This window comes from Schaalia sp. ORNL0103 (genome assembly GCF_019429565.1).
GTDB lineage: Bacteria > Actinomycetota > Actinomycetes > Actinomycetales > Actinomycetaceae > Pauljensenia.
In genome coordinates this window covers 67185-86552 of record NZ_JAHXSA010000001.1, presented here as the reverse complement: position 1 = coordinate 86552, position 19368 = coordinate 67185, and the positions used below count along the sequence as shown (strand labels likewise).

Genomic DNA, 19368 nt, shown 5'->3' with positions numbered 1-19368 from the left:
CTCGTAGGGGATGTAGATCGGGGTGACGACGTCGGGCGGCGTGTCCGTCGCGGGCGTCATCGAGGCCATGAGCTCTTCGATTGTCAGTTCCATATGTCTCTCCTTAGTTGGGTAGACGAAACCCCCCGGACGGGCTTGTCCGAGGGGCAGGTTCAATTGGTGGCTGTCAGTAGCCGAGGGCCATCCACGCGAAGGAATGGCGTTCCTGTGAGGTCACGCCGGGGAGCATCGGCCTGAAGCCGCTCTTGTCGAGCACGTCCACGCAGAACTGTCTGCCGTTCTTGAAATTCCAGCCGGCCGGCCCCGATCCATACAGCGGCGTAATGGACACCGACACACACTCGTGCGGGAACGGGGTACTGAAGTTCACGCGCGGCATGTAGAGATTCCCGAACGCGACCTCGGCGCTGGACACCGCGACTCTGCCGCCCTTGATGAGGCCGGGCTGGACCGTCGGACTCAGGCCCGCTCCCACGGGCATATCACCGACCGCCGAGAGTTCCATCTGCAGATTCGACTCTGCCGCCCATGCGCGACCATCCCACACCCTCACGGCGTTGAGGTCGGTGCGCCACACGTACACCGGCTGCGCCGCCGAGGCCACCAGGCCCGCAGCCGCGAGCGCGGACACGTACTGTGCCGCCGCCGTTTCGGAGGCACACGCCTTGTAGGAGGGGATGGACAGGGACAGTGCCAGCAGGTCCTGGCGCTGTGCGGGGTCAGTGGGTGAGGGGACGCGGTGTCCCCGCTGATCGAGGTAGCTCATGAGTGTCCTATCGGGAGGTGTAGGTGATGCGGATCGAGAGGCTGTCTCCGGTGGCCTGGACGCCGCCGTATGTCTGTCCAACGAGGGCGAGGCCAGTCCCCGGAGTCAGGAGCTGGGAGGCAATGCGCGTGATGTCGACGGTCAGGGAGGTTGCCCCCACCTGGACGGGGACGCTGATCGTCGCGCCCGCCTGGACGGGCCCGGTGTCCGAGTAGGTTGCGGCCGCGATCTGTGCTGACCATGCGGCTGACGTCGAGTGTGGGCGGAGTGTCAGCGTGGCGGCCGTGACTGTGATGCGTCCGAGTGCCTCGGCTTGCCGGCCGTATGTGGCGAGCCCTGTGAGTCGTGGGCCGCCTGTGTTTCGCTGCCAGGCTCCGCCGCCGCCGTGCCGTGTCCACGCTGTTCCATCCCATGTACCCGCCCACTGCGGGATCAGCACAGCTTCGCGCACGCTGCGTGTCGGTGCGGTCAGCTGTTCCCACTTGGGGAGCGGGTTCTCTGGTTTGGGCGCCGGCCCGAGCGCGTGCAGTGCCCGTCCCGTGTCGGGGTCGAGCAGCACGTGCGCGGTCTCGACGCCGGTCCAGTTGACAGCCGTCGCTGAAATCTGGATCGGCGGGCCACCGTACAGGCTGACGTTGAGGGCGCGGCCGCCCTCGATGAGGCTGACCACGCGCGCGATCGCCGTCGGCGCCCTGTCCGACCCGTATCGGGGAGGCAGATCATCGGGCACCGTCGAGATCAGGTCCATCACGGGGCTGCTCACACGCTCACCTCCACGTCGGTCTTCTGTGTGCCCCTGTAGGTGAGGGGCACCTCGTATGCGGAGACGGTCCCCCACATCGTCTTCGTGGACGCAGCGTCCACGGGCCGCGTCGCTATCTCGACGTGAGCGTCCAGCTTGATGCGTGGGTCCGGGGCGTGCTGCACGGGGACCTTGATTTTCTTCCTGACTGAGTCTGCGAGCATGGCCTCGGCTGTGCGCTTGGCCTGCTCGTAGCTCGTAATCAGCGGAGATGAGAAAAACCTGGGCACGGTGCCGTAGGGGCCATCGACGCGCATCGGCCCCGTCAGCTGATCGGCGATCGCCTGGAACGACGGGGCGCCCTCGTCAGAGCTTTGCTGCCCCCGGGCGACCACGCGGTTGTAGACCTTGTCTCGGCTCACCGAGGCCGCCACCCCGACGACCGTGCCGTCCTCCCCATCCGAGAGGCGCAGCGCCGGCCGCGAGGTGGGCGGCGAAGTCGGTGGCGACAGATACATGATTCCGTCCCCGCCCTCGCGCACGGTTGCAGGCCAGGCTTTCGCGATCTCGTAGACCGCATCGATGCGGCTCTCGCCCCAGGACATCGACGGGCATGGCCTGTCTCCGAGCGCTGGATCGATGATCACGCCGATACGTGCGCCGACCAGGCGGCGCAGCTCTGACGCGAGCGTGCCCGCTGGGTCGGGAGCCATTGGCTCCGTCAGCCTGTCTTCCTCGAGTCGCTGCATCAGGCTCTTGCCCGTCACCCTGACCGTGGACGGTCCCGGCTCCACCGAAGTGATGAGGAATCTCCCCATCGGGATCGTCCACCAACCAGCGCCGACGAGCGAACCGACCGTCATACTCACGTGCAGGACTTGCCCGTAGCAGCCAAGCGGGTGGGCTGGGTCTACGGGGTCCCAGTCTCGCCAGTCCTGCCCCTGCGCTGCGCCCACACGGGGCACCGTCAGGGACAGGGTGCCCTGAACCTGCTGGCCGGCATCCCACGACACCGACCCGTCCTCGACGGGGACCTCTCCCAGGTACTGCGACCCCAGCCATGACTCCACGGTGGCAGAAACCGTGTAGCCGGACGTCAGCAGGTCTGCGGGAATGTCCTCGGCTCCGGTCGGCATGCTCATGCGTCCTCCTGCCACACGGTCCTGTCGAACTGATCCCAGGGCCACCGACGCGCATCCAAGCCGCTCCACGTCAGGCGCCGCTTGTCGAAGTCGTTCCACGTCGACAGCGTCAACGGAGTGTTCGGCTGCGGCAGATCGACGATCGTGCCCTTCAGCTGCCAGATGCGCTCAGCGGCATCGAGGCGAGCTGCGCGCTCCATCGGTGCCGACGTGACCGACACCAGCGTGACTAGATCGACGTCGCACGTTCCGCGCTTGCATTGGACGCAGTGGAGCGGATTGTGGAAGATCGCGACCGGCGTCGGAGACGCCAGGAGCGTCTTCATAGCTGGGGTGTCCTGCAGGTTCGTGCGAGCCGTGAGAGACACCGTGCCGCGCCCCATCGTTGGCGCATACACCACCAAGGGCGTTGCCCGGCCCGGCACTTCATGCTCCGTGAGGCGGAACTTCATCTCACGCTGGTCCGTGCCCTGCCACAAGAAGTTCACCGGCTTCAGGCCCGCCGCGTCAGTCATCAGCGACAGGCCACCCCACGAGCGGATCACCGGCTCCGACTCGACCGTGACGCCCCTCGACGTCGTCAGCCTGTACCTGATCGGCACGTTGATCGGTGCGAGCGGGTCACCAATAATGCGCTGCAAGCCTTTGCTCTCCCACACCCCACCGCGAGGAGTCCACGTGAAGCCCGTGTCCGTGACACCCTCGACATAGCAGGATGCCCCAGCAGGCACGGCCGCAGGCGGAATCACGACCTGGACCCTGGGGGCCTGCCCGCCGCCCACAATCGCGACAGGCAGCGACGACATATCGACATCCGCCTCGACCTCACGCGACGTCGAAACACCGCGAGCGCCGGTCCACTGGTGCGTGAGCGCCCTCGAGGAATAGCCGATGCGGCTCGGTGGGGTGTCTCCGTCGAAGAACTCCCCCGCTGCTGCCTCGAGTGCCTCGCCCGGGGTGGGCGCCGCAACGATGAGGACATCATCGACGTACACCCAGCCCGGGAGAGTGCCGCGCTCGGCCGCCGAGGTCGTGCGGGCCTCGAACCGAAGCCGCACGGCCGTCGCCCCAGATGGGGCCGTGAACGCCCAGACGGGGCGAACCACATCCGCGCTGGCGGCCAACAGCGCCGGAGTCTTCTCCGTGACGCTGCGGCCGCCCACGGTCCACTCCGGGGAGACAGCAACTGCGAGGCCGGAGCTCGTGCGCACGAGCGCCGAGATCGCGACCGTCTGCCCGCCAGCGACAGTGACTGCCGTTGGCGCGGCAGCCGGCCCCTGCACACCGGGCGGCACGTCGATGGCCAGATACTGCGGAGACTGGCGAGCGTGCCCGCCCCACGAGTCAGTGTCCGATCCGATCCTCACCGTGGCCGGAGCGATCTTCGCCCATTCCCGCAGTAGATACGCGAACGACGGATTGCGGCAAAGATTCTCACGAGCCACTATCTGCTCCTTCCAGCGAGTTGCTTACGGCGAACCAGGACGCCGGTGCTGATCGACTCGACATGCGCGCGGAACGCCTGCCCGTCGTCGAGCACAAGGTTGAGCTGCGCGCCATCGAGCGACGGCATCGCGTTTGCTCCGCTGGCCGCGAGCGCACTGACGTCTGCCCACTGCCTCGCGGTGAGGATTGCCTCCCTCGTGCCCGTCTGGTTGACGGCTGCGGTGACTCCCGTGGGCAGCCATCCGCCGCGGTCGTATTTGCGAGCTCCGCCGTAGCGGCCGACGGTCGGTGAACCCCAGATGCCGGTGTGCCTGGCGTTGAGGCCGGGCTTTGGCTCCTCGATCATCTGGCCGCCACCGGCGTAGATCGCGATGTGGTGGGCAGGTGCTCCCCAGAACAGCAGGTCGCCGGGGGCGGCCTGCGTCCAGGGGACCGGGGTGGAGCCGGACTGGTATCCAGCTGCCGTGAGGCGCGGCCACCCCAGACCAAGCTGCTGGGCTGCCCAATACACGAGGCCCGAGCAGTCCAGGCCGGGCGGGATGGCTGAGCCGCCCCACACGTAGGGGACCTGCATCTGTACGGCTCGCATTGCGGCGCCCACGAGTCCGGCCGATGAGGATTCCTCGGCCTTCTTCTTGAAGAACGATCCGACTCCTGCGAGGAGGGACTCGACGCCGCCTGCGCCGAGCTCGCCGATGACTCCGGGGGCGATGCCCTTCATGAGTCCTCGGACGGGCTCGGTGATGAGCTGCGCAATAGAGCCGAGCGGATCGCGGAAGAACTCGCTCACGCCGCGTGCTGCGTCGGCAAACCATCCGGCGATGCCGCCGCCGGCGAAGTGGGCGATGCCGCCACCGGAGAAGCCAGCGGGGGCCTTGCCGGGGGTGCCGCCTGGGCGGCGCTTCGAGGCGGCGTAGTTCGCGGCAATGATCCTGCTCGGGCCGATCTGTCGGACGAGCTCGGGAACGAGGATGGCCTCGCCCGGGGAGAGCATCGCCGGGATCGTGTCGTGCCCGGGACTGTAGCCGGGGACGATGCCGCCGCCGGCGTACTCGGCGATCCTGGGGACCGTCGGCAGGGTGAGTGAGAGCCCGATCTTCGAGGCGACCGTTTCCACCATGGATTTCAGGCCGTTGGTGTAGACGGTGTCGATGATGAAATTCACCGGCTTTGCCGCGACGCTCTTCACCTTGTTCCACACGGACTCGATTGCTGAGCGCATCCCATCGAAGGTGGACGAGACGCCGCTCGACATGGACGAGAACACGTTCGTGACGCTGTCGTAGACCCACTGCACGGCCGCACTCGCCGTGGACTTGATGGACTCCCAGACGCCCGAGACCGTGGAGGAGATGCCATTCCAGATCGAGGAGACGACGCCAGCGACCGTCGTGAACACCGTCGAGACGATGTTCCACACGGTGTTGATGTACCAGGTGACGCCCGCGACGATGAGATTCCACGCGGCCGTCACTCCTGTGGAGATCGCCGTCCACACTCCCTCGAGGAATGAGACGATGCCGCCGAACACCTCTGTGGCTATTCCGGCGATCCACTGCCACGTGTTAGCGATCTGCTCGAATACTGGCTTGATGACGCTGTCATACGCCCAGGTGAAGGCCTGACAAATCGCATCCCACACGGGCTTGATGACGTTGTCATACGCCCACGTGAAGACCGCTACCCATGCCTGTATGTAGAGCTTGATCGGCGTCAGGACGATGCCGACGATGATCGCGAAAGCGGTTTTGAAGACCATGACGATGCCGTCCCAGACGGCCGTGATTGCATCCCATGCCGTCTGCAGGGGCTGCACGACGTAGGTCGAGAAGAAGCCCGAGACTCCGTCCCAGGTGCCCGTCCACCAGGAGGAGATGGACTCCATGGCTGACGACCACGCCGAGCTGATCCAGTCCACGAAGCTGTAGAAGGCCTCAGTGATCGCCGCCCACGCCTTCCGGCCTGTCTCCGTCTGCGTGAAGAAGTAGACGAGGCCTGCGACGAGTGCGGAGATCGCCGTGACGATCGCGCCGATCGGGTTCATGTTCATGACGAAGTTGAACGCGACCTGCGCGGCCTTCGCGAGGTTCGTCGCTTTGACGAACTGCAGCAGTCCGCCGGCTGCCTTCACGGCGTTCACGGCACCCATGGCGGCGCTCATGCCCTTGAACGCGGCCGTGCCAGCGACGACCGCAGTGACGAGCGGTGCAACAACGTCGGTGTTTTTCCCGACCCAGTCGAGTACGCTCTTGAGTGCCTCAGCGGTGCGCTGAATCATCGACGGGCCATCCCCGCCGAAGGCTGTGACCATGTCCCACACGCTCTTGGCGAGCGGCGCAAACGCGGATGCTAGGTTCGTTGCTGCGTCCCAGCCGGACTTGAGCATCTCCCAGGCCGCCATGCCAGCATCACGCAGGTTGAACAAAAAGTCAACGAGGCCGCTGTCCTCCTCGAGACCGAAGATCGGCCCCGAGAAGTTCCCGTTGGCGAGGACATCCCAGATTCCCTGGATCGAGGGCACGCCCACGTCCTTGATCCACGCGAACCCAGCGCCGAGCGTGTCTGACATCCAGCTCATGAAGTCGGTCAGCTGCGGCTTCGCGAGGTCGATCATGTCCTTGAAGCCGCCGACAATCGTCGCCTGCAGGTTGCCGGCCGCGTTCTCGATGCGCGACACGTCCGACGCGGCCGCGACCGCGACGTCATCAAAGCCCAGCTGCAGAAGCGCCTGGTTGAACTCTTCCGCAGAGATTTGGCCTTCCGACATGGCCTCACGGAAGTTGCCTGTATAGGCGCCCATATCGGAGAGGGCCTGCTGAATCTTTCCGCTCGCGCCCGGGATGGCGTTGGCGATCTGATTCCAGTCCTGGGTCTGCAACTTTCCGGCCCCGTTGACCTGGACGAGGGCGAGCCCCAGGCTCTTGTACGTGTCAGCCGTTCCACCGGAGACCGCGTTCAAGTTTCCGGCGGCCTCGGCAAGACGGTCGAAGCCATCGACCGAGTTTGCGGCGAGCTGGCTCGTGATGCCCTGAATGTCCGCGAGGTCGTACACGGTGCGGTCGGCATACTCCTGAGCGGATGCCCCGAGGCGCTCAATGGTCGAGTCATCGACGCCGGCGAACCGCAGCGTGTCCGCAAATTTGTTCGTTGCATCTGAGGCCGCGATTGCCTCGGACGCGAACCCGCCGATGCCGACAGCCGCCCCCAGCAGCGCGAGAGGCCCTAGCGCCGAGGTCACGAGTCCCCCGAGCGAGGTCACCCCGGACCCGACAAGGCCGAGCGAGGAATCAACCTCGCGGGCTTCATGCTCGACGTTGTCGGCCTCGCGCACCCAGCCCTTCAGCGACGTCGTGAAGCGCTCCCAGTTGGACGGGGCCTTCGAGATACGCTGGTCAAGCGCCTCTGTTGCCGCCTTCGCGCTGTCGGACGCTGCCTTCTCCTTGCGGAGTGAGTCCGCGTGGTTAGCGGACGCCTGGTCGGCCCTCTTGTTCGCTGCCGCTGACGCTTCTCGCGCCGAGGCCAGCGCCGACTCCGCGCGAGCGACCGCCGCCGAGTCAGCAGATGAGCTAGAACGCGCGGCCGCGAGCGCACGCTCGGCACGCTCCACCGCAGTCGCTGCGGTCTCTTCCTCGGCGCGCGCCTTCGCGAGCGCTGAGGAAGACTTCTCCACCTTGGCGTGCGCTTCCTGCAGGGCTGCCCCAGCCTGCGCGGCCTCCTGCCGCAGCCGCGCCGTGGACTTGCCCAGAGGATCGGCGATCGCGTTAACGAGGTCCTTGCCCGACGCGGAAACCTGCTCCTTGAACTTCTCCGCGTACTTCTTTCCCGCATCGCCAGCCACCTGCGGGAGCTGCGTGGCCGTCGCATTCTCGATGCTCTTAAAGAACCCCCGCATCGAGGGGACCACATCGACATAGACAGTGCCTGCCTGATACACGCCAGCCACGCAGACCTCCTACAGGTAGATATTCAGGTTTCTTGCGGACTCCACCCCGGCATGAGAGCCGCGAGCGCCTCGTGGGCGCTGCGGTCTCGGACGCTCGTGCGCGCGTCCTCGAGTGCGATCGCGGTGAGGCTCTCGGGTCGTGGGTAGGTTTCTTTGCCTCCGAAGGCAGAGACCAGCAGGTCGAAGATGTCCTGCAGGACTCTGACCTCGGGGGTTTGTGTTCGGAGCTGTGCCTCGGTATCGTCGTCGTCGGGGGCTTCGGCGATCGCCATTGCCGTTTCGATTGCGACCTCTGGGTCGTTGAGAATCGCTGCGACGGTTCGGCTCGTTGAGGGCAGCTCGTCGATCAGAGTCAGGAGGAATCGGTATCGGCGAGCGCGGAACAGGCTGTATGCGTCCCAGCCCTGCTCCGCGAGGTCCGCAACGATCTGCCTCTCGTACCGCGTCAGGCGGTCGTAGAGGCGCGCCCTTCCCCCAGGGACCCGAGCGAGGCCTCGTAGTGAGTGGATGCCTGTCGCAGGAGGAGCAGCATCTGACGCAGCGTCAGATGCTTGGTCACGAATGCGGCGTCTTCCTCCGAGAGCCACTTGGAGATGACCTCGGTGGCGCGCTTGCCGCCGCCAAGGTCGAGGAGGAGGTCTTCGCCGGCCTCGGGGCTCAGGCCCAGGGGGTCCGGGAAGGTCACGACGCGATTGCTGAGCCCGAAGGTGAACGGGGTGGCTGCTGCCGCGCCGTCGAGGTCGTTGAGGGCGGCTAGGGTCAGGGTGGGGGTGATCTTGTCTGCCATTGGTGTTCTCCTAGTTGCTATTTGTCAGTTGTCGCGGCGCTGGGTGCTGGCGGGCGGGGCGGGCAGCGTCGGCGTGGAGTCTTCCTTCTGTGCGGGCTGGGCTTCGGCCCATCCCTGTGTGCGCAGAGTGTTCGCGTCGGCGGCGTCGTCGGTGACTCGCGTGAGTACGAGGTCGTTCCCGTCGTCCGTCTTGATCGTCTTCGTGAAGGTCAGCTGTTCCATGGTTGTCCTATCGACTGTGTTCTCCTGGGGGTGGTAGCGGGCAGAGGCCGGAGGGAGAACATCCCCGGCCCCCGCCCGCAGTATGTGTCAGACGCTGAAGCCCGTGATGTCACGGTGCTTGAGCATCGCCGAGCCGCCGTAGTAATTACGGCAGGCCGTGCCTGCGGCCTCGTCGGCGAATGCCTTGAATTCGAGGTCGCCAGTAATCGGGTCCGTTGCCTTGAGCCCGATCGTCGGCATTGAGACGAGCTTGGCTCGCGTGAAGCACCAGCCCATCAGCCACTCGTCATCGGCAGGGCCGTCGGCCGCGACGAGCAGCAGACGCTTCTCCGGGATGGAGGGAAGAAGCGGATCGTCGAACACCACTTCTCCCGTGGTCGCGTTCGCCTTGACCTGCGAGAGGTCAATGCCGTGCGTCAGGCTCAGCATCTCCTTGCGGAACAGCTCGAAGATGTTGAGCTTGATCGTCTTGGTTGCCTTGGTCAGGTCAGAGCGCACAGGCTCTGCGTAACCCAGGCCATCGACGTCGTCCACGGACACGTCAGGCGTGATCTCTCCGCCATCGGTCGTGAAGATTCCCAGCGGAGTCCAGTCCGCGGAGAGTTCCTTCATCGCGCCGCTTGCGCCCGTCAGCGCGTCTGGGACAGCGGTCGTGATCGGTGCGACGAAGGCCAGAACGTTGAGCGCCTTGCGCACGTTCTTCGCCTTGTTGTGCTTCTTCTTCAGCGCTTCAATGGTCGTGGTGTCGGCCATATCGGTTTCCCTTCCAGATCAGAGTTTGTTAGTCGGTGGGACGTTGAGTGACTTCCACGCTGAGGCCCACCACCTCAACGACGCCGTATGCGGCGCGCACTCCCAGGCGGGACGGCACAGACGCCTCATCCACCCACCCAGAAGCCCCCACCACAGGACGAACTGACAGAGCATCCACAACCTCATCCGCGAGCGCCTCCGCGCCGACGACGCCTGGCCCTGTGGGGGTCGTGGCGTACACGTCGACAACAAGGGAGGTGATGCGCTCGAAATCGAGGTCCTGGGATTGGGTCGCGTAGACATGCACGAGCGGCATCGGCCATGTGTCCGGGAGGCTGCCCTCCTGGATCACCCGTACTGTCTGCGCCCCCGTTGCTGAGGCGATCGCGTCTCGTAGTACCTGGACGGGGTCCGTGTACTTCATGACCGGCCTCCTCGTCGTGCGCGCTTAGAGCCCGCGAGCTTGCCGAGCGTGTGATGCCCGGGGACGCGGCGCCCGTCTCTGGCGAAGTGCCCGAACTCAACAGGCACGGCGTGTGGGGCATCGTTGACGACGCGACCGACAGCCCTGCGAGACGAGCCGTTTCGGCGCGTCTTCACAGTTGCCGTCACAGCCTCGACCCTGTACGCGTCGGTGAGTACGCGGTCCCGTTTCGGGGCCGCTGCTGCCGCCGCCGCACGCAGCGATTCGGCTTCACTGACCATGGCTTCACTGATCGACGCAGACTGTAGAAGCGCCTCGATCGCGGCCGAGCTGACCACGAACTTGACTGCCACGTGTCACCTCCGAGAGATCACGACAGACGTGCCGCGCGGCCACGGTGAGGATGGCTCCTCGACCCTCCACGTCCCGCCGAGAGGATGCTCCGCCGGGACACGGATGACATCCCCGACGCGCAGCGTTATCCCCCTCGGAAGGTAGAGCGTCGCTGTCTCGTCAGCCCGCTCAGAGGCTGCCTGATCGAGGAGCCCCGGCACAGTGAACTGTCCCGGCGCGATCAGGCAGCCCCCGATGAGGCGCGGTTTGGATTCCTCGACGAGGTAGCCGTCCCCGTCACGATGGACGGTCCCTTCTACCTGAATCGGGGTCTTCCATTCCTCCATCACGTCAGGCCCCTCCCATCACCCACACGTGCCCAGCGCGTCGCGGGCGGTACGCATCCGCGAGCGCCTGGTCATCTGGGGAGAGGATGGCTTGGCCTCCTACTGCCCATGTGGCGTACTGGCGGGTCTGCGTGAACGGCCCCGTCGTCTCGGTCATTTGGGTTGCCCCTTGTGCGGCGGCGTCGGGGATGAGGAGGATACGTCGCACGCTGTCTGCGAGCTGTAGTCGTACCGCTGCGGGGACCTCGGAGAGGCCTGCCGCGTAGGTGACGACAACGAACTCGTTCGCGGGCGATGCGACTTGGATGAAGCCGTGCCTGACGGTGTAGGGGATCGCCTGTCCGTCGTCGGTCGTGACAGCTTCGACGGAGATGAGCGGCGCCCGTGTGGGGACGACTCGTCCGCCCGCGTCGACCTTCAGGCGGTGCGTGTATGCCTCGACGGTGAACGTCTGGCGTGCGCGCGCCTTGAAGGCCTCGGCGAGCTTGTCAGCGATGAACGTTGCCCGCGCCGACTCCGAGTCTGTGAGGGGTCGGCCGAGAGCGGCCTCGATGTCCTCGACAGTTACCAGCGGAACAGGCATCGTCCCCCCCTACTTCTTGGACTTCTTCGAAGTCTCCTCAGCAGTGTCGCCCTCGTCGGCCGGCACGGCTTCACTGGACGGCGAGGCCTCATCGGAGGTGGTCTCCTCGAGGATGCCTGCCGTGATCATTGCCGTGGCGACCTCGTCCGCGAGCTCGAACGTGATCCCGTTTTCTCCCTTGACCTGCATCATGCCGCCTTGAAGACCTGGATCGCCTTGGGGCGCAGGACTGCGCCGCCGTAGACGTGAAGGCCGCGAACGCGATCTGCGAAGGTCTGCTCCGCGCGCATCGACTCGGTCTTCTCGACCTGGGACACGTAGGCCACGGACGGCTTGTGGAAGGCGACGGCCATCGGCTTCGTGTTATCGAGCCAGGGGCTCGTGACCACGTCGAAGCCCAGGAGACGGCCGATCGTCGCCTCGCGGAGGCCATCCGTCATGTTCGACTTGTCGAAGCTGGTGAGCTTCGAGCCGTCAGAGAGGAGGAACTCCTCGAATGCCGCGTTGATCAGGAGGACGCGGTCCATGGCGGGGACCTTCTCGGCCGAGAGCTTGCCGCGCAGCTTCAGGATTGCGCCGTATGCGGTCTCCCAGTTCGTCGGGTTCGCGATGCCCGTGACCGCCGTGCCCTTGGAGGTCAGCATCGCGGTCAGGAAGGTCTCCGCGTCTTCGACGAGTGCTGCCGCCGCCGACTTGGTGTACGCGTCGAGCGACTGGTTCGCCTGCGCGGCGTCGATGTCATCGACCAGGAAGTCGAAGCTCTTCTCCTGGTCAATGGTGATCTCGATGCCCGTGGACTCCACGGCATCGGGGACGGTCGTGCGCGGCACCTTAGTGCCGCCGGACGCAGTCACCGCGCCGGTCTTGTAGTCCTTCACCTTCACATCGACGATGCCGGGGATGTGAATCTTCGAGCCCGCGGTGAAGGCCTTCTCGTATTCGCGGTTCGCCATCCCGACGAGCACCGTGTCACGGCGGAAGTTCTCGAGGATGCTGGCCGACCACAGTTCCGGAATGAAATGCGTGAGAGTCATTGTGTGTCCTTTCTCGGCTCGCTTATGCGATGCCCATGATGTTGTTCAGTTGCCCGTCCTGACGGGCCTTGATGATCTCTGCGGGAGACATCTTCTTGAGGTCTTCCCGGGTGAGCTGCCTGGCAGCCCTGATCTCGTCACCACGAACCCCCGCGTCCGTCGCGGGAGCACCCTTGGGGACCTGCGCGCCTCGCCAGGCGAGGAGGCGCTCAGCAGATGCCCTGAGCTCGTCCTCTGACGAGCCAGACAGCAGGTCTGCGTCCACGCCCGTCGCTGCCGCGACCTTGGCGCGCAGCGCCTCGGCCTCCATCGCCGCAGCTCGCGCCTCAGCCTTCGCTGCCGCTTCCTGCGCCTTCTGCAGCTCGGACTTGCCCTGCTCCTGAGCCTCGTCATAGAGGCGCGCCTTTTCGGCGTTTTCCTTCATCCGAGACTCATTCTTGCGGGACAATTCCTTCCATTTCCGGGCCTCAGCCTCCCAGTCAACCTGCTGGGCCGTAGCCTCAGCGGCGGCTGCGGGGGTTTCCTGTGCGGCCGGCGCGTCCCCTCCCGTTTCTGCGGACGGGGCATCGACGAAGCGAAGGTAAGGACGGTGCGTCAGGTGGTTCTTCATGGTGGTTCCTCCCATTCCGGGTAGACGAAAGCCCCCACGCCGTTACGGCTGGGGGCTGGTTGGGGTATCAAAAACCGACCCGGGCATTGCGCCCATGGCCGGTGAATTTGAGCTATATGAAGTGAGGACACCTGGGCTGCCCGAAGGGGCTGCCGGGATGTCCTCACCATTAGGGTACCACGCTCAGGGAATGCGGACAATATTTCCTGCGTGATCTATGACAATTACTTGGGTAAGATGACGACCTTGCATCCCCGGCCGAATCTCCCCGATCGATTCCTTATCGTCGAGTTTGCTACGGCGCAGATCGAGGACCAGGCGTTCAGTCTGTTTCCCCGCTCGCTTCATCTGCGAGTCGATGGTGTTCTTGCCTTGCCCCGTGGGTGCTTTGAATTCCCAGACCTGCTGATTCATTTCCGCGTCTGGGTTCTTCGCGCCTTTTTCGCGCGAATCTATGCGGAACAGCACGTCTGTTCCTTCTTCCGCGAGGCGCAGCGCCGTGAGCACCTCATGCTCACTGGGCGGTTTTCTGGCCGAAGCTGCCGGGATAAACACGCGGCCACTTCCTCTCTCGGGATACAGGAATTCTCCGGGAATCCCTGTCACGTCCCCACCCTCGTACTGAAGCGTCTTATGCCATTTTTTGGCAGGAACGCTCATCAGGCGCTTTAAACGATCGGAGCCGTCCGGCGGTTGTGCTGTGGTCTTCTTCGGGGGCTTGGGAGGCTTAGGAGGCTCGGCCTCCCCCGCCTTGGTCTTAGGCTTGGCCTTGGGCTGCGCCCACGACAGCGTTGGCCCATACTCCCCATGCTCACTGACCGTCAAGAGCTTCCGATAATCCGGTGTACGCCCACCCCGGTCAGAGACACCGAGACGGTCCGCCGTGATCTGGTGGACCTGTTCGAGCAAATCCTCATCAATCACCTGATTGACCGCCAGGCCCGGAGGAAGCGGCTGCACTCCACAGTCACACCCCGGGTGAATCGGCAGCAGGTCCCCACGGTAATAGCGCTGTGTAGAGGCGACCACACACAAGGCGCAGTTCTCTCGCCCCGTGAGGACACGCCGATAGAACTGCCCCTCCTCGGGGTAGCCCCGCATTGACTGCCGCGACGCATGCACCTTCGCCAGCTGCATGTCCCCACCGATCAGCTGCGTGAGCCGCAGCCGTCCCTCAGCTGCAGCCTGCGGCAGAGGCTTGCCAGCCGCGAGCGCGGTGTACACGTCGACGGCTGGGCGACGATAGACGACGCGCGGGTCTACGCCGCGAGCACCGCGAATCTCGTCCTGGTCGATGGGTGGGAGGACAACCTTCCAGCCGAGCTCGCGTGCGCACTGGGCGAGGTACGCGCGAGTCAGGTCGGCTATGCGGAGCTGGCCTGCGGTCACTCGGGGAGTGATCGCTTCGATCATGTCCTCGACGGCGCTGGCCCTGTAGTGCGGTAGCGAGTCCCAGTAGGCCTGCCCAAAGGCGGTGATCTGCTGTCGGATTGCGTGAACCTGTCCGTCATACGCCTCAGTAAGGCGGTTGAGCGAGTCCAGGTCCGGCATCGTTACTTCTCCTCGAGTGTCGCTGACTGTGTCTCTGGGAGCCTGAGTGCGACGGGGACGGCGCCCGTGAATCGGATTCCGTCGAGGCCGACGACCTCCGACGCTGATTCAGGGGCGACGCCGGCGCGGATCGCCGTGCCGAGGGCGTCAAACCTGAGTTTCAGGTCTGCTGGGTCTCCCCCCCCCGTACCCGGGGTTGCGGCCTCGTCTGTCAGCTGCGGCTGCGGCTTGTCTTGGAGCGCGAACGCCAGTGCGAGTTGCTCCTCAGCCCTACGCTGCTTGTCCTGTGCGATCTGCTCGGGGCTGTACCCGAGGATGTTGCGCTGGATCGTCTCCAACGCTTCGCCGGCGTTGCGTGCCTGGACGGCCGCAGCGTATTTCTCCGTGAGTGAGACAGCGTGCGGCGGGACGAACAGGACCTCCACGGTCTCGGACTCGCCAAGGCTGTATCCCTCGACCGCGAGCGCCTTGACGATGAGGTAGGCGAGCGCGGGCTTGAAACGTTCGATCCGGTCGCCTGCCTTGGAGAGGAGTGCCTTCTGGGGTTGCTCAGCTCCCGCCGCCGACTGGTTTGCGGAGTCCGGGAGCATGATCGAGAGCGGCGTTGAGGTCTCGGCGGCCAATTCGCGCCAGTCGTCCTTGGTCGCGTTGAGAATCTCGGTGATCTGGGTTTGCGAGGACTCCCAGATTTCCACCCCCGGGGGCAGCTCCCAGAGAGCTGCGGGCGAGGGCTCGAAGATCGCCTGGTAGTCGATCGCGTTCCCGGACTCGTCCTCGGACGGCAGACCTGCCGATCCCTCAGCAGACTTCAGTGCTCGCTGTCGGAAGGCCTGCATCGAGATAATGACCAAGCGCTGCAGCGTCTGCCAGTTGATTCGGTCGATAAGGTCAAGCACATGCTCGAACTCGCCCATCCCGAAACGGTTCTCGAGGACCACAACCGGGGGCGCTCCCTCGAAGGGCTGGACGCCACCGAGGTCGAGACGCCAGTCCCCGGACACCCGAGAGATCAGCTGCCGCGACTTGTCGTAAGCCGATCGCGTGTAGGACATGCGCAGACCCGGCGTCCACATCACGAGGTGATCGAGGCCCGCCGCCTGGTCTCGCCATACCTTCACGGCCGCGAGCGCACGCCAGGGCCGAACAGGGTCAGGCTCGACGTACATGTGTTCCGGCCGCTCGTAGGTGACACAAGCTCGTCCGTCTTCGTCCTGGGTGACCAGGAGATAGCCGTGGCCGAGGGTGGCCGCGTCCCAGATTGCGTCCGCGAAGACCACTTTGAGGCGGTTGTCGCGCCAGATGCGCGCGGCCGCCTGAGCTGCGGGGCTGTCCTCGCTGGCTCCGACTGTCACCCCGTTGGGGATGAGTCGATCCGCGAGCGCGGACACGACGAGTTTGCCGGGGTTGGTGCGCGCACGCCGCTGGAACTTCAGCCATGCCTTTGCGAGATTAGGGCCCATCTCCGGCAGGGGAGATGATCCGTTGGTGTATGAGCGTAGGAGGTCCGTTCGTGGACGCTCCTTGTCCATCTTTGCGGTGAGGTCGGCGAGCCATTCCTCGGGCGTTTTCGTCATGAGGTGGGGCCTCCTCCCCCAGTGTGTTAGTAGAGCCGCCTCGGTGCGCGGCGGCTGGTTTGCTTGGCTGCGCCCTTGCCGACGGCGTCGAGTCCGGCCGTGTAGGCGAACATGGCGCCCCAGGCGGCGTCAATCTTCGAGTAGTCCTGGTCGTCCGCAGGTTTGACGAGGACGTAGCCCGATTGCCTGGGCGATTTACGGGCGTTGAGCAGGTGCGCAGTGATCATCGGGTCACCGTCATACGTGATGCGTTCCTGGTGGATCGCGGACAAGAGCTGCGCGAAGTTTTCGCAGGTCTTGGCAACGTTGCGCTGCGGGTACCGGATCGGCTCGGACGCGCTGATCTTGGCGCGCAGGCGGCGCGAGTAGCGCGCCTCCCAGCCCTTCACATCCTGAGCCCAGCCAGCCGACGGGTCCGCGTAGAAGCCCACGACGTTGAATCGCTCGAAGGCTTCTCGGACGGTTTGTTCCACTTCGAGGCGGGGCGGCTGCCAGCCTTCGCCTGCGGGGCCGTCTGGCTGGCTCCAAATCCCGACCTTGAACAGGTGCCGTTGCGTCACCGAGTAGCCGATCAGGACCGTGGCATCTGCGATGCCGATCTTCCGGCCTTCGGAGCCGTCGAAGCCGAGCGTGATCGGCTCGGTGGAGCTGATCTGCTTCGTGTGGTCTTCGATGGCTCGCAGCTCGGGCATCGTGAGCCATGCGTCCGACGCCGAGGTGATTTGGTTCAGGAAGTCCGAGCACATCCCCGCGGGATCGTTATCCGGATGCCAGAAGCTGTCCGCGATTCGTTCCAGGTCCACCCAGCCGGGTTCGCACTCGGGTTCGTGGATTGCGCATCCGCGCGGGTCGGCTGCCGAGTCTCCGTAGGCGATACGCAAGCCGTTGAGGAGCGATTCACGGTCGGAGATGTCGGTGTCGAGCGGTGCCTCACGGTGGTCGTAGTACAGACCACGCGCGGCTTCAGGCTTGACCTTCCCGGCCTGGATCATCTCGTAGAATCGCGCCGTCGTTTCCGCGACCGAGCGCTCACCGACCGTGTAAGCGTTCGGGGTCTCGATCGTGAGACCCCCGAGCTTGTCGGCATTCGAGCGCAACGTTTTCGCCAGCTTCGGGCCACCGTTCGACGGCAGCCAGGTTTCTGTCTGGTCCATGACCGCCATGACAGCCTTCGCGCCCTTGACGGATGTCGCGGACGACGTTCGTTTCTCGATGCGGCCGCGCCTCAGCGCCACGAACGAGTCCATCGGGTCGAGGCCGTACTCCGATTCAGCCGGAGAGCCGCGCAGCATTTCCAGGAGCGGGTCCCAGGTGTTCGCCGTCTGATCGTCCGTCGTTGCCGTGACCTGCACGATAGGGGTACGCCGCGTCGACCACGGGACACCGACCGGCTGGCCATCTGAGTCCCACCCGTCGCACAGCACAGGCCCCATAGCCTCAGCGCAGCAGATCGCTGCGAGAAACGGGCTTTTACCCCACCCACGCGGACGCGAGAGCACCGCGCGCTGCTTGACTCGACGGCCCGTGTCCGGGTCCAGCTCATACAGCCTCGCGAGGAACTCAATCTGCTCCTGCGTCGGCACGAACGGGATGTGTTCCTCGCTGTCCTCGTCACGGTCTGGCATGAGGAGGAACTCCATCATCCAGTCCGCAACGTCGTAGCCGAGCGTCGGGAACTCGTCGTCCTCGTCGATCGGTTGCCAGGGCACGCTACACCGCCCTCAGCTTCTTCTGCCGTCTGCGCGCCCGCGCAGAAACGGGCGCCACATCATCAATGGCGCTGTCGGCGTCGTCTTCGAGATTATCGGCCACCGCGAACTGAATCCTCAACCTGGCGCGGTCCTCGGGTGTGGCCCCGAACTTAGCGACGCGCAGCCTCAGTTCGCCGGCAACTCGATATTCGCCCTTCCAGTACAGGGCGTGCAGGTATGCGGTGTCGAGCAGGAATGACCAGTCTGTTTCCGTGTACTCCGCGCTGAGCGGGGATTCTCCCCACATCTTCCACCAGCGGCGAGTCACCGTCGGCCACGTGAAGCGCTTCTTCCTCGGCTTGCCGTTCTCGTCGAGGACAACTTGCTCGATGACCGGCAGCGACGGCTGCTCGACCGGCTGCGCCGTGATGATGCGCAGGACTTGGGGGTCCTTATTCCGGCGAGCTCGCGAGCCCTTCGGCTTCGGCGCGGGGCCACGACCAGCCATAACCACCCCCGCCTATCCGCAGAATACCAACGAATTATCCGTTACAATAGGAGACGTGAGGACATGCGAACACTGCTCGGCTCCGCTCAGACACTGGGCGCGCGCCGACGCGCGCTTTTGCTCGACCCGATGCCGAGTCGCTCACCACCGCGCCGCACAGACGCATGCCCCGCGAGCGCTACCCGCCGAGCTCATCAACCGCCCCCGATGGGTCAACCACATCGACAAGCGCCCTGTGTGCTCGCGCACCGGGCGTTGGGCTTCAGTTACTGACCCGAGCACGTGGAGCACTCATGCGGCCGCGAGCGCGACTGGCGCTCCCCTGGGGTTCGTCCTCGGGGATGGCATCGGCTGTATCGACCTCGACGGGTGCCTCGATGAGCATGGCATCCCCAACGAGGCCGCTCGCGTTCTTCTCGCGTACTACGAAGGCTCCTACGTTGAGGTCTCGCCGTCTGGGCGCGGGCTGCACATCTGGGGGACGGCCGTCCCTCAGCGTGGCTTCAAGCGCATGTGGCGTGGGCAGCGGATCGAGTTCTATTCGCAGGGGCGATACATCACCGTCACGGAGAATGTGTACCAGGACGGCAACCTGGCACCCCTCTAAATTCCCCTACGCCCTCACCCCGCCGCCCGGTGTTTGCGTTGCTAGTTCAACGCTTGTGGGTAGTTGTAATTTCCCCAGACCCGTACAAACAAAAACCGACAGCTCTTGACGGTGTCTGAGCTGGGTGGGGAGGGGGTCCCTGGTGGGGGTCTAGTCGATGAGGCCGGGATGCTTGCGCTTGCGTGGGGCGTTTCGTGCCCGCTCTGCGGCTAATGCGGCCGCGGCTTCTCGCTGAGTCTTGCGCTTGTGATGCCATGAGCACAGCCACTGCAAGTTCGTCGCTCGATGATCGTCACCAGGCTCGA

General features: G+C 65.1%; 21 protein-coding genes. 1 reads left to right on the top strand and 20 read right to left on the bottom strand.

Translation table 11 applies throughout. The features are described 5' to 3' along the window. Positions 1 to 166: 166 nt before the first annotated feature. The 20 genes from JJJ16_RS00470 to JJJ16_RS00375 form a co-directional block, all read right to left on the bottom strand. Complete coding sequence (locus tag JJJ16_RS00470; RefSeq protein WP_219750950.1) at positions 167 to 766, bottom strand: hypothetical protein; 600 nt, start codon at positions 764 to 766, stop codon at positions 167 to 169. Between the two features lie 7 nt (positions 767 to 773). Further along, positions 774 to 1529 (bottom strand): hypothetical protein, encoded by a 756-nt coding sequence (locus tag JJJ16_RS00465; RefSeq protein WP_219750949.1) that lies wholly within the window; start codon positions 1527 to 1529, stop codon positions 774 to 776. Then, the gene (locus JJJ16_RS00460; RefSeq protein WP_219750948.1) at positions 1526 to 2650 is read right to left on the bottom strand and encodes a hypothetical protein; all 1125 of its coding nucleotides are present in this window, start codon (positions 2648 to 2650) and stop codon (positions 1526 to 1528) included. The genes JJJ16_RS00465 and JJJ16_RS00460 overlap by 4 nt, the downstream gene beginning before the upstream one ends. Further along, complete coding sequence (locus tag JJJ16_RS00455) at positions 2647 to 4095, bottom strand: hypothetical protein (protein ID WP_219750947.1); 1449 nt, start codon at positions 4093 to 4095, stop codon at positions 2647 to 2649. Before JJJ16_RS00455 ends, JJJ16_RS00460 begins: the two co-directional genes overlap by 4 nt. After that, entirely contained in the window at positions 4095 to 8039 is a 3945-nt protein-coding gene (locus JJJ16_RS00450) for a tape measure protein (protein ID WP_219750946.1), read from the bottom strand. The genes JJJ16_RS00455 and JJJ16_RS00450 overlap by 1 nt, the downstream gene beginning before the upstream one ends. A 23-nt stretch (positions 8040 to 8062) precedes the next feature. Beyond that, positions 8063 to 8311: a hypothetical protein gene (locus tag JJJ16_RS00445; RefSeq protein WP_219750945.1), complete on the bottom strand. Its 249-nt coding sequence runs from the start codon at positions 8309 to 8311 to the stop codon at positions 8063 to 8065. A gap of 173 nt (positions 8312 to 8484) precedes the next feature. Further along, positions 8485 to 8826: a hypothetical protein gene (locus tag JJJ16_RS00440; protein ID WP_219750944.1), complete on the bottom strand. Its 342-nt coding sequence runs from the start codon at positions 8824 to 8826 to the stop codon at positions 8485 to 8487. Between the two features lie 24 nt (positions 8827 to 8850). After that, positions 8851 to 9048, bottom strand: coding sequence for a hypothetical protein (locus tag JJJ16_RS00435; RefSeq protein WP_219750943.1), 198 nt, complete (start codon positions 9046 to 9048; stop codon positions 8851 to 8853). A gap of 87 nt (positions 9049 to 9135) precedes the next feature. After that, complete coding sequence (locus JJJ16_RS00430; protein WP_219750942.1) at positions 9136 to 9801, bottom strand: hypothetical protein; 666 nt, start codon at positions 9799 to 9801, stop codon at positions 9136 to 9138. Between the two features lie 28 nt (positions 9802 to 9829). Beyond that, on the bottom strand, positions 9830 to 10225 hold the full coding sequence (locus JJJ16_RS00425; RefSeq protein WP_219750941.1) for a hypothetical protein: 396 nt from the start codon (positions 10223 to 10225) through the stop codon (positions 9830 to 9832). Then, on the bottom strand, positions 10222 to 10578 hold the full coding sequence (locus JJJ16_RS00420; RefSeq protein WP_219750940.1) for a hypothetical protein: 357 nt from the start codon (positions 10576 to 10578) through the stop codon (positions 10222 to 10224). The genes JJJ16_RS00425 and JJJ16_RS00420 overlap by 4 nt, the downstream gene beginning before the upstream one ends. 3 nt (positions 10579 to 10581) lie before the next feature. Then, the gene (locus JJJ16_RS00415) at positions 10582 to 10908 is read right to left on the bottom strand and encodes a hypothetical protein (protein ID WP_219750939.1); all 327 of its coding nucleotides are present in this window, start codon (positions 10906 to 10908) and stop codon (positions 10582 to 10584) included. Between the two features lies 1 nt (position 10909). Further along, entirely contained in the window at positions 10910 to 11488 is a 579-nt protein-coding gene (locus tag JJJ16_RS00410; RefSeq protein ID WP_219750938.1) for a hypothetical protein, read from the bottom strand. A gap of 9 nt (positions 11489 to 11497) precedes the next feature. Further along, the gene (locus JJJ16_RS00405) at positions 11498 to 11680 is read right to left on the bottom strand and encodes a hypothetical protein (protein ID WP_219750937.1); all 183 of its coding nucleotides are present in this window, start codon (positions 11678 to 11680) and stop codon (positions 11498 to 11500) included. Then, positions 11677 to 12522, bottom strand: coding sequence for a hypothetical protein (locus JJJ16_RS00400; RefSeq protein ID WP_219750936.1), 846 nt, complete (start codon positions 12520 to 12522; stop codon positions 11677 to 11679). The genes JJJ16_RS00405 and JJJ16_RS00400 overlap by 4 nt, the downstream gene beginning before the upstream one ends. 22 nt (positions 12523 to 12544) lie before the next feature. Then, on the bottom strand, positions 12545 to 13132 hold the full coding sequence (locus tag JJJ16_RS00395; protein WP_219750935.1) for a hypothetical protein: 588 nt from the start codon (positions 13130 to 13132) through the stop codon (positions 12545 to 12547). 183 nt (positions 13133 to 13315) lie between these two features. Then, positions 13316 to 14683: a hypothetical protein gene (locus tag JJJ16_RS00390; RefSeq protein ID WP_219750934.1), complete on the bottom strand. Its 1368-nt coding sequence runs from the start codon at positions 14681 to 14683 to the stop codon at positions 13316 to 13318. A gap of 2 nt (positions 14684 to 14685) precedes the next feature. Next, entirely contained in the window at positions 14686 to 16257 is a 1572-nt protein-coding gene (locus JJJ16_RS00385; protein ID WP_219750933.1) for a phage portal protein, read from the bottom strand. 26 nt (positions 16258 to 16283) lie between these two features. Beyond that, positions 16284 to 17966 (bottom strand): hypothetical protein, encoded by a 1683-nt coding sequence (locus tag JJJ16_RS00380; protein ID WP_219750932.1) that lies wholly within the window; start codon positions 17964 to 17966, stop codon positions 16284 to 16286. Between the two features lies 1 nt (position 17967). Continuing rightward, positions 17968 to 18456 carry a hypothetical protein gene (locus JJJ16_RS00375; RefSeq protein WP_219750931.1) on the bottom strand — a complete coding sequence of 163 codons (489 nt, stop codon included), beginning with the start codon at positions 18454 to 18456 and terminating at the stop codon, positions 17968 to 17970. Positions 18457 to 18511: 55 nt separating this feature from the next. Here JJJ16_RS00375 and JJJ16_RS00370 point away from each other — a divergent pair, with 55 nt between their 5' ends. Beyond that, complete coding sequence (locus JJJ16_RS00370; protein ID WP_219750930.1) at positions 18512 to 19063, top strand: hypothetical protein; 552 nt, start codon at positions 18512 to 18514, stop codon at positions 19061 to 19063. The last annotated feature ends 305 nt before the right edge of the window (positions 19064 to 19368 follow it).

What these genes read in the sequence shown, in the direction of transcription:
- JJJ16_RS00470 (WP_219750950.1), bottom strand. Translation starts at nt 766, where the DNA reads ATGAGCTACCTCGATCAGCGGGGACACCGCGTCCCCTCACCCACTGAC.
- JJJ16_RS00460 (WP_219750948.1), bottom strand. Translation starts at nt 2,650, where the DNA reads ATGAGCATGCCGACCGGAGCCGAGGACATTCCCGCAGACCTGCTGACG.
- JJJ16_RS00445 (WP_219750945.1), bottom strand. Translation starts at nt 8,311, where the DNA reads ATGGCGATCGCCGAAGCCCCCGACGACGACGATACCGAGGCACAGCTC.
- JJJ16_RS00440 (WP_219750944.1), bottom strand. Translation starts at nt 8,826, where the DNA reads ATGGCAGACAAGATCACCCCCACCCTGACCCTAGCCGCCCTCAACGAC.
- JJJ16_RS00435 (WP_219750943.1), bottom strand. Translation starts at nt 9,048, where the DNA reads ATGGAACAGCTGACCTTCACGAAGACGATCAAGACGGACGACGGGAAC.
- JJJ16_RS00430 (WP_219750942.1), bottom strand. Translation starts at nt 9,801, where the DNA reads ATGGCCGACACCACGACCATTGAAGCGCTGAAGAAGAAGCACAACAAG.
- JJJ16_RS00425 (WP_219750941.1), bottom strand. Translation starts at nt 10,225, where the DNA reads ATGAAGTACACGGACCCCGTCCAGGTACTACGAGACGCGATCGCCTCA.
- JJJ16_RS00410 (WP_219750938.1), bottom strand. Translation starts at nt 11,488, where the DNA reads ATGCCTGTTCCGCTGGTAACTGTCGAGGACATCGAGGCCGCTCTCGGC.
- JJJ16_RS00405 (WP_219750937.1), bottom strand. Translation starts at nt 11,680, where the DNA reads ATGATGCAGGTCAAGGGAGAAAACGGGATCACGTTCGAGCTCGCGGAC.
- JJJ16_RS00400 (WP_219750936.1), bottom strand. Translation starts at nt 12,522, where the DNA reads ATGACTCTCACGCATTTCATTCCGGAACTGTGGTCGGCCAGCATCCTC.
- JJJ16_RS00395 (WP_219750935.1), bottom strand. Translation starts at nt 13,132, where the DNA reads ATGAAGAACCACCTGACGCACCGTCCTTACCTTCGCTTCGTCGATGCC.
- JJJ16_RS00390 (WP_219750934.1), bottom strand. Translation starts at nt 14,683, where the DNA reads ATGCCGGACCTGGACTCGCTCAACCGCCTTACTGAGGCGTATGACGGA.
- JJJ16_RS00385 (WP_219750933.1), bottom strand. Translation starts at nt 16,257, where the DNA reads ATGACGAAAACGCCCGAGGAATGGCTCGCCGACCTCACCGCAAAGATG.
- JJJ16_RS00375 (WP_219750931.1), bottom strand. Translation starts at nt 18,456, where the DNA reads ATGGCTGGTCGTGGCCCCGCGCCGAAGCCGAAGGGCTCGCGAGCTCGC.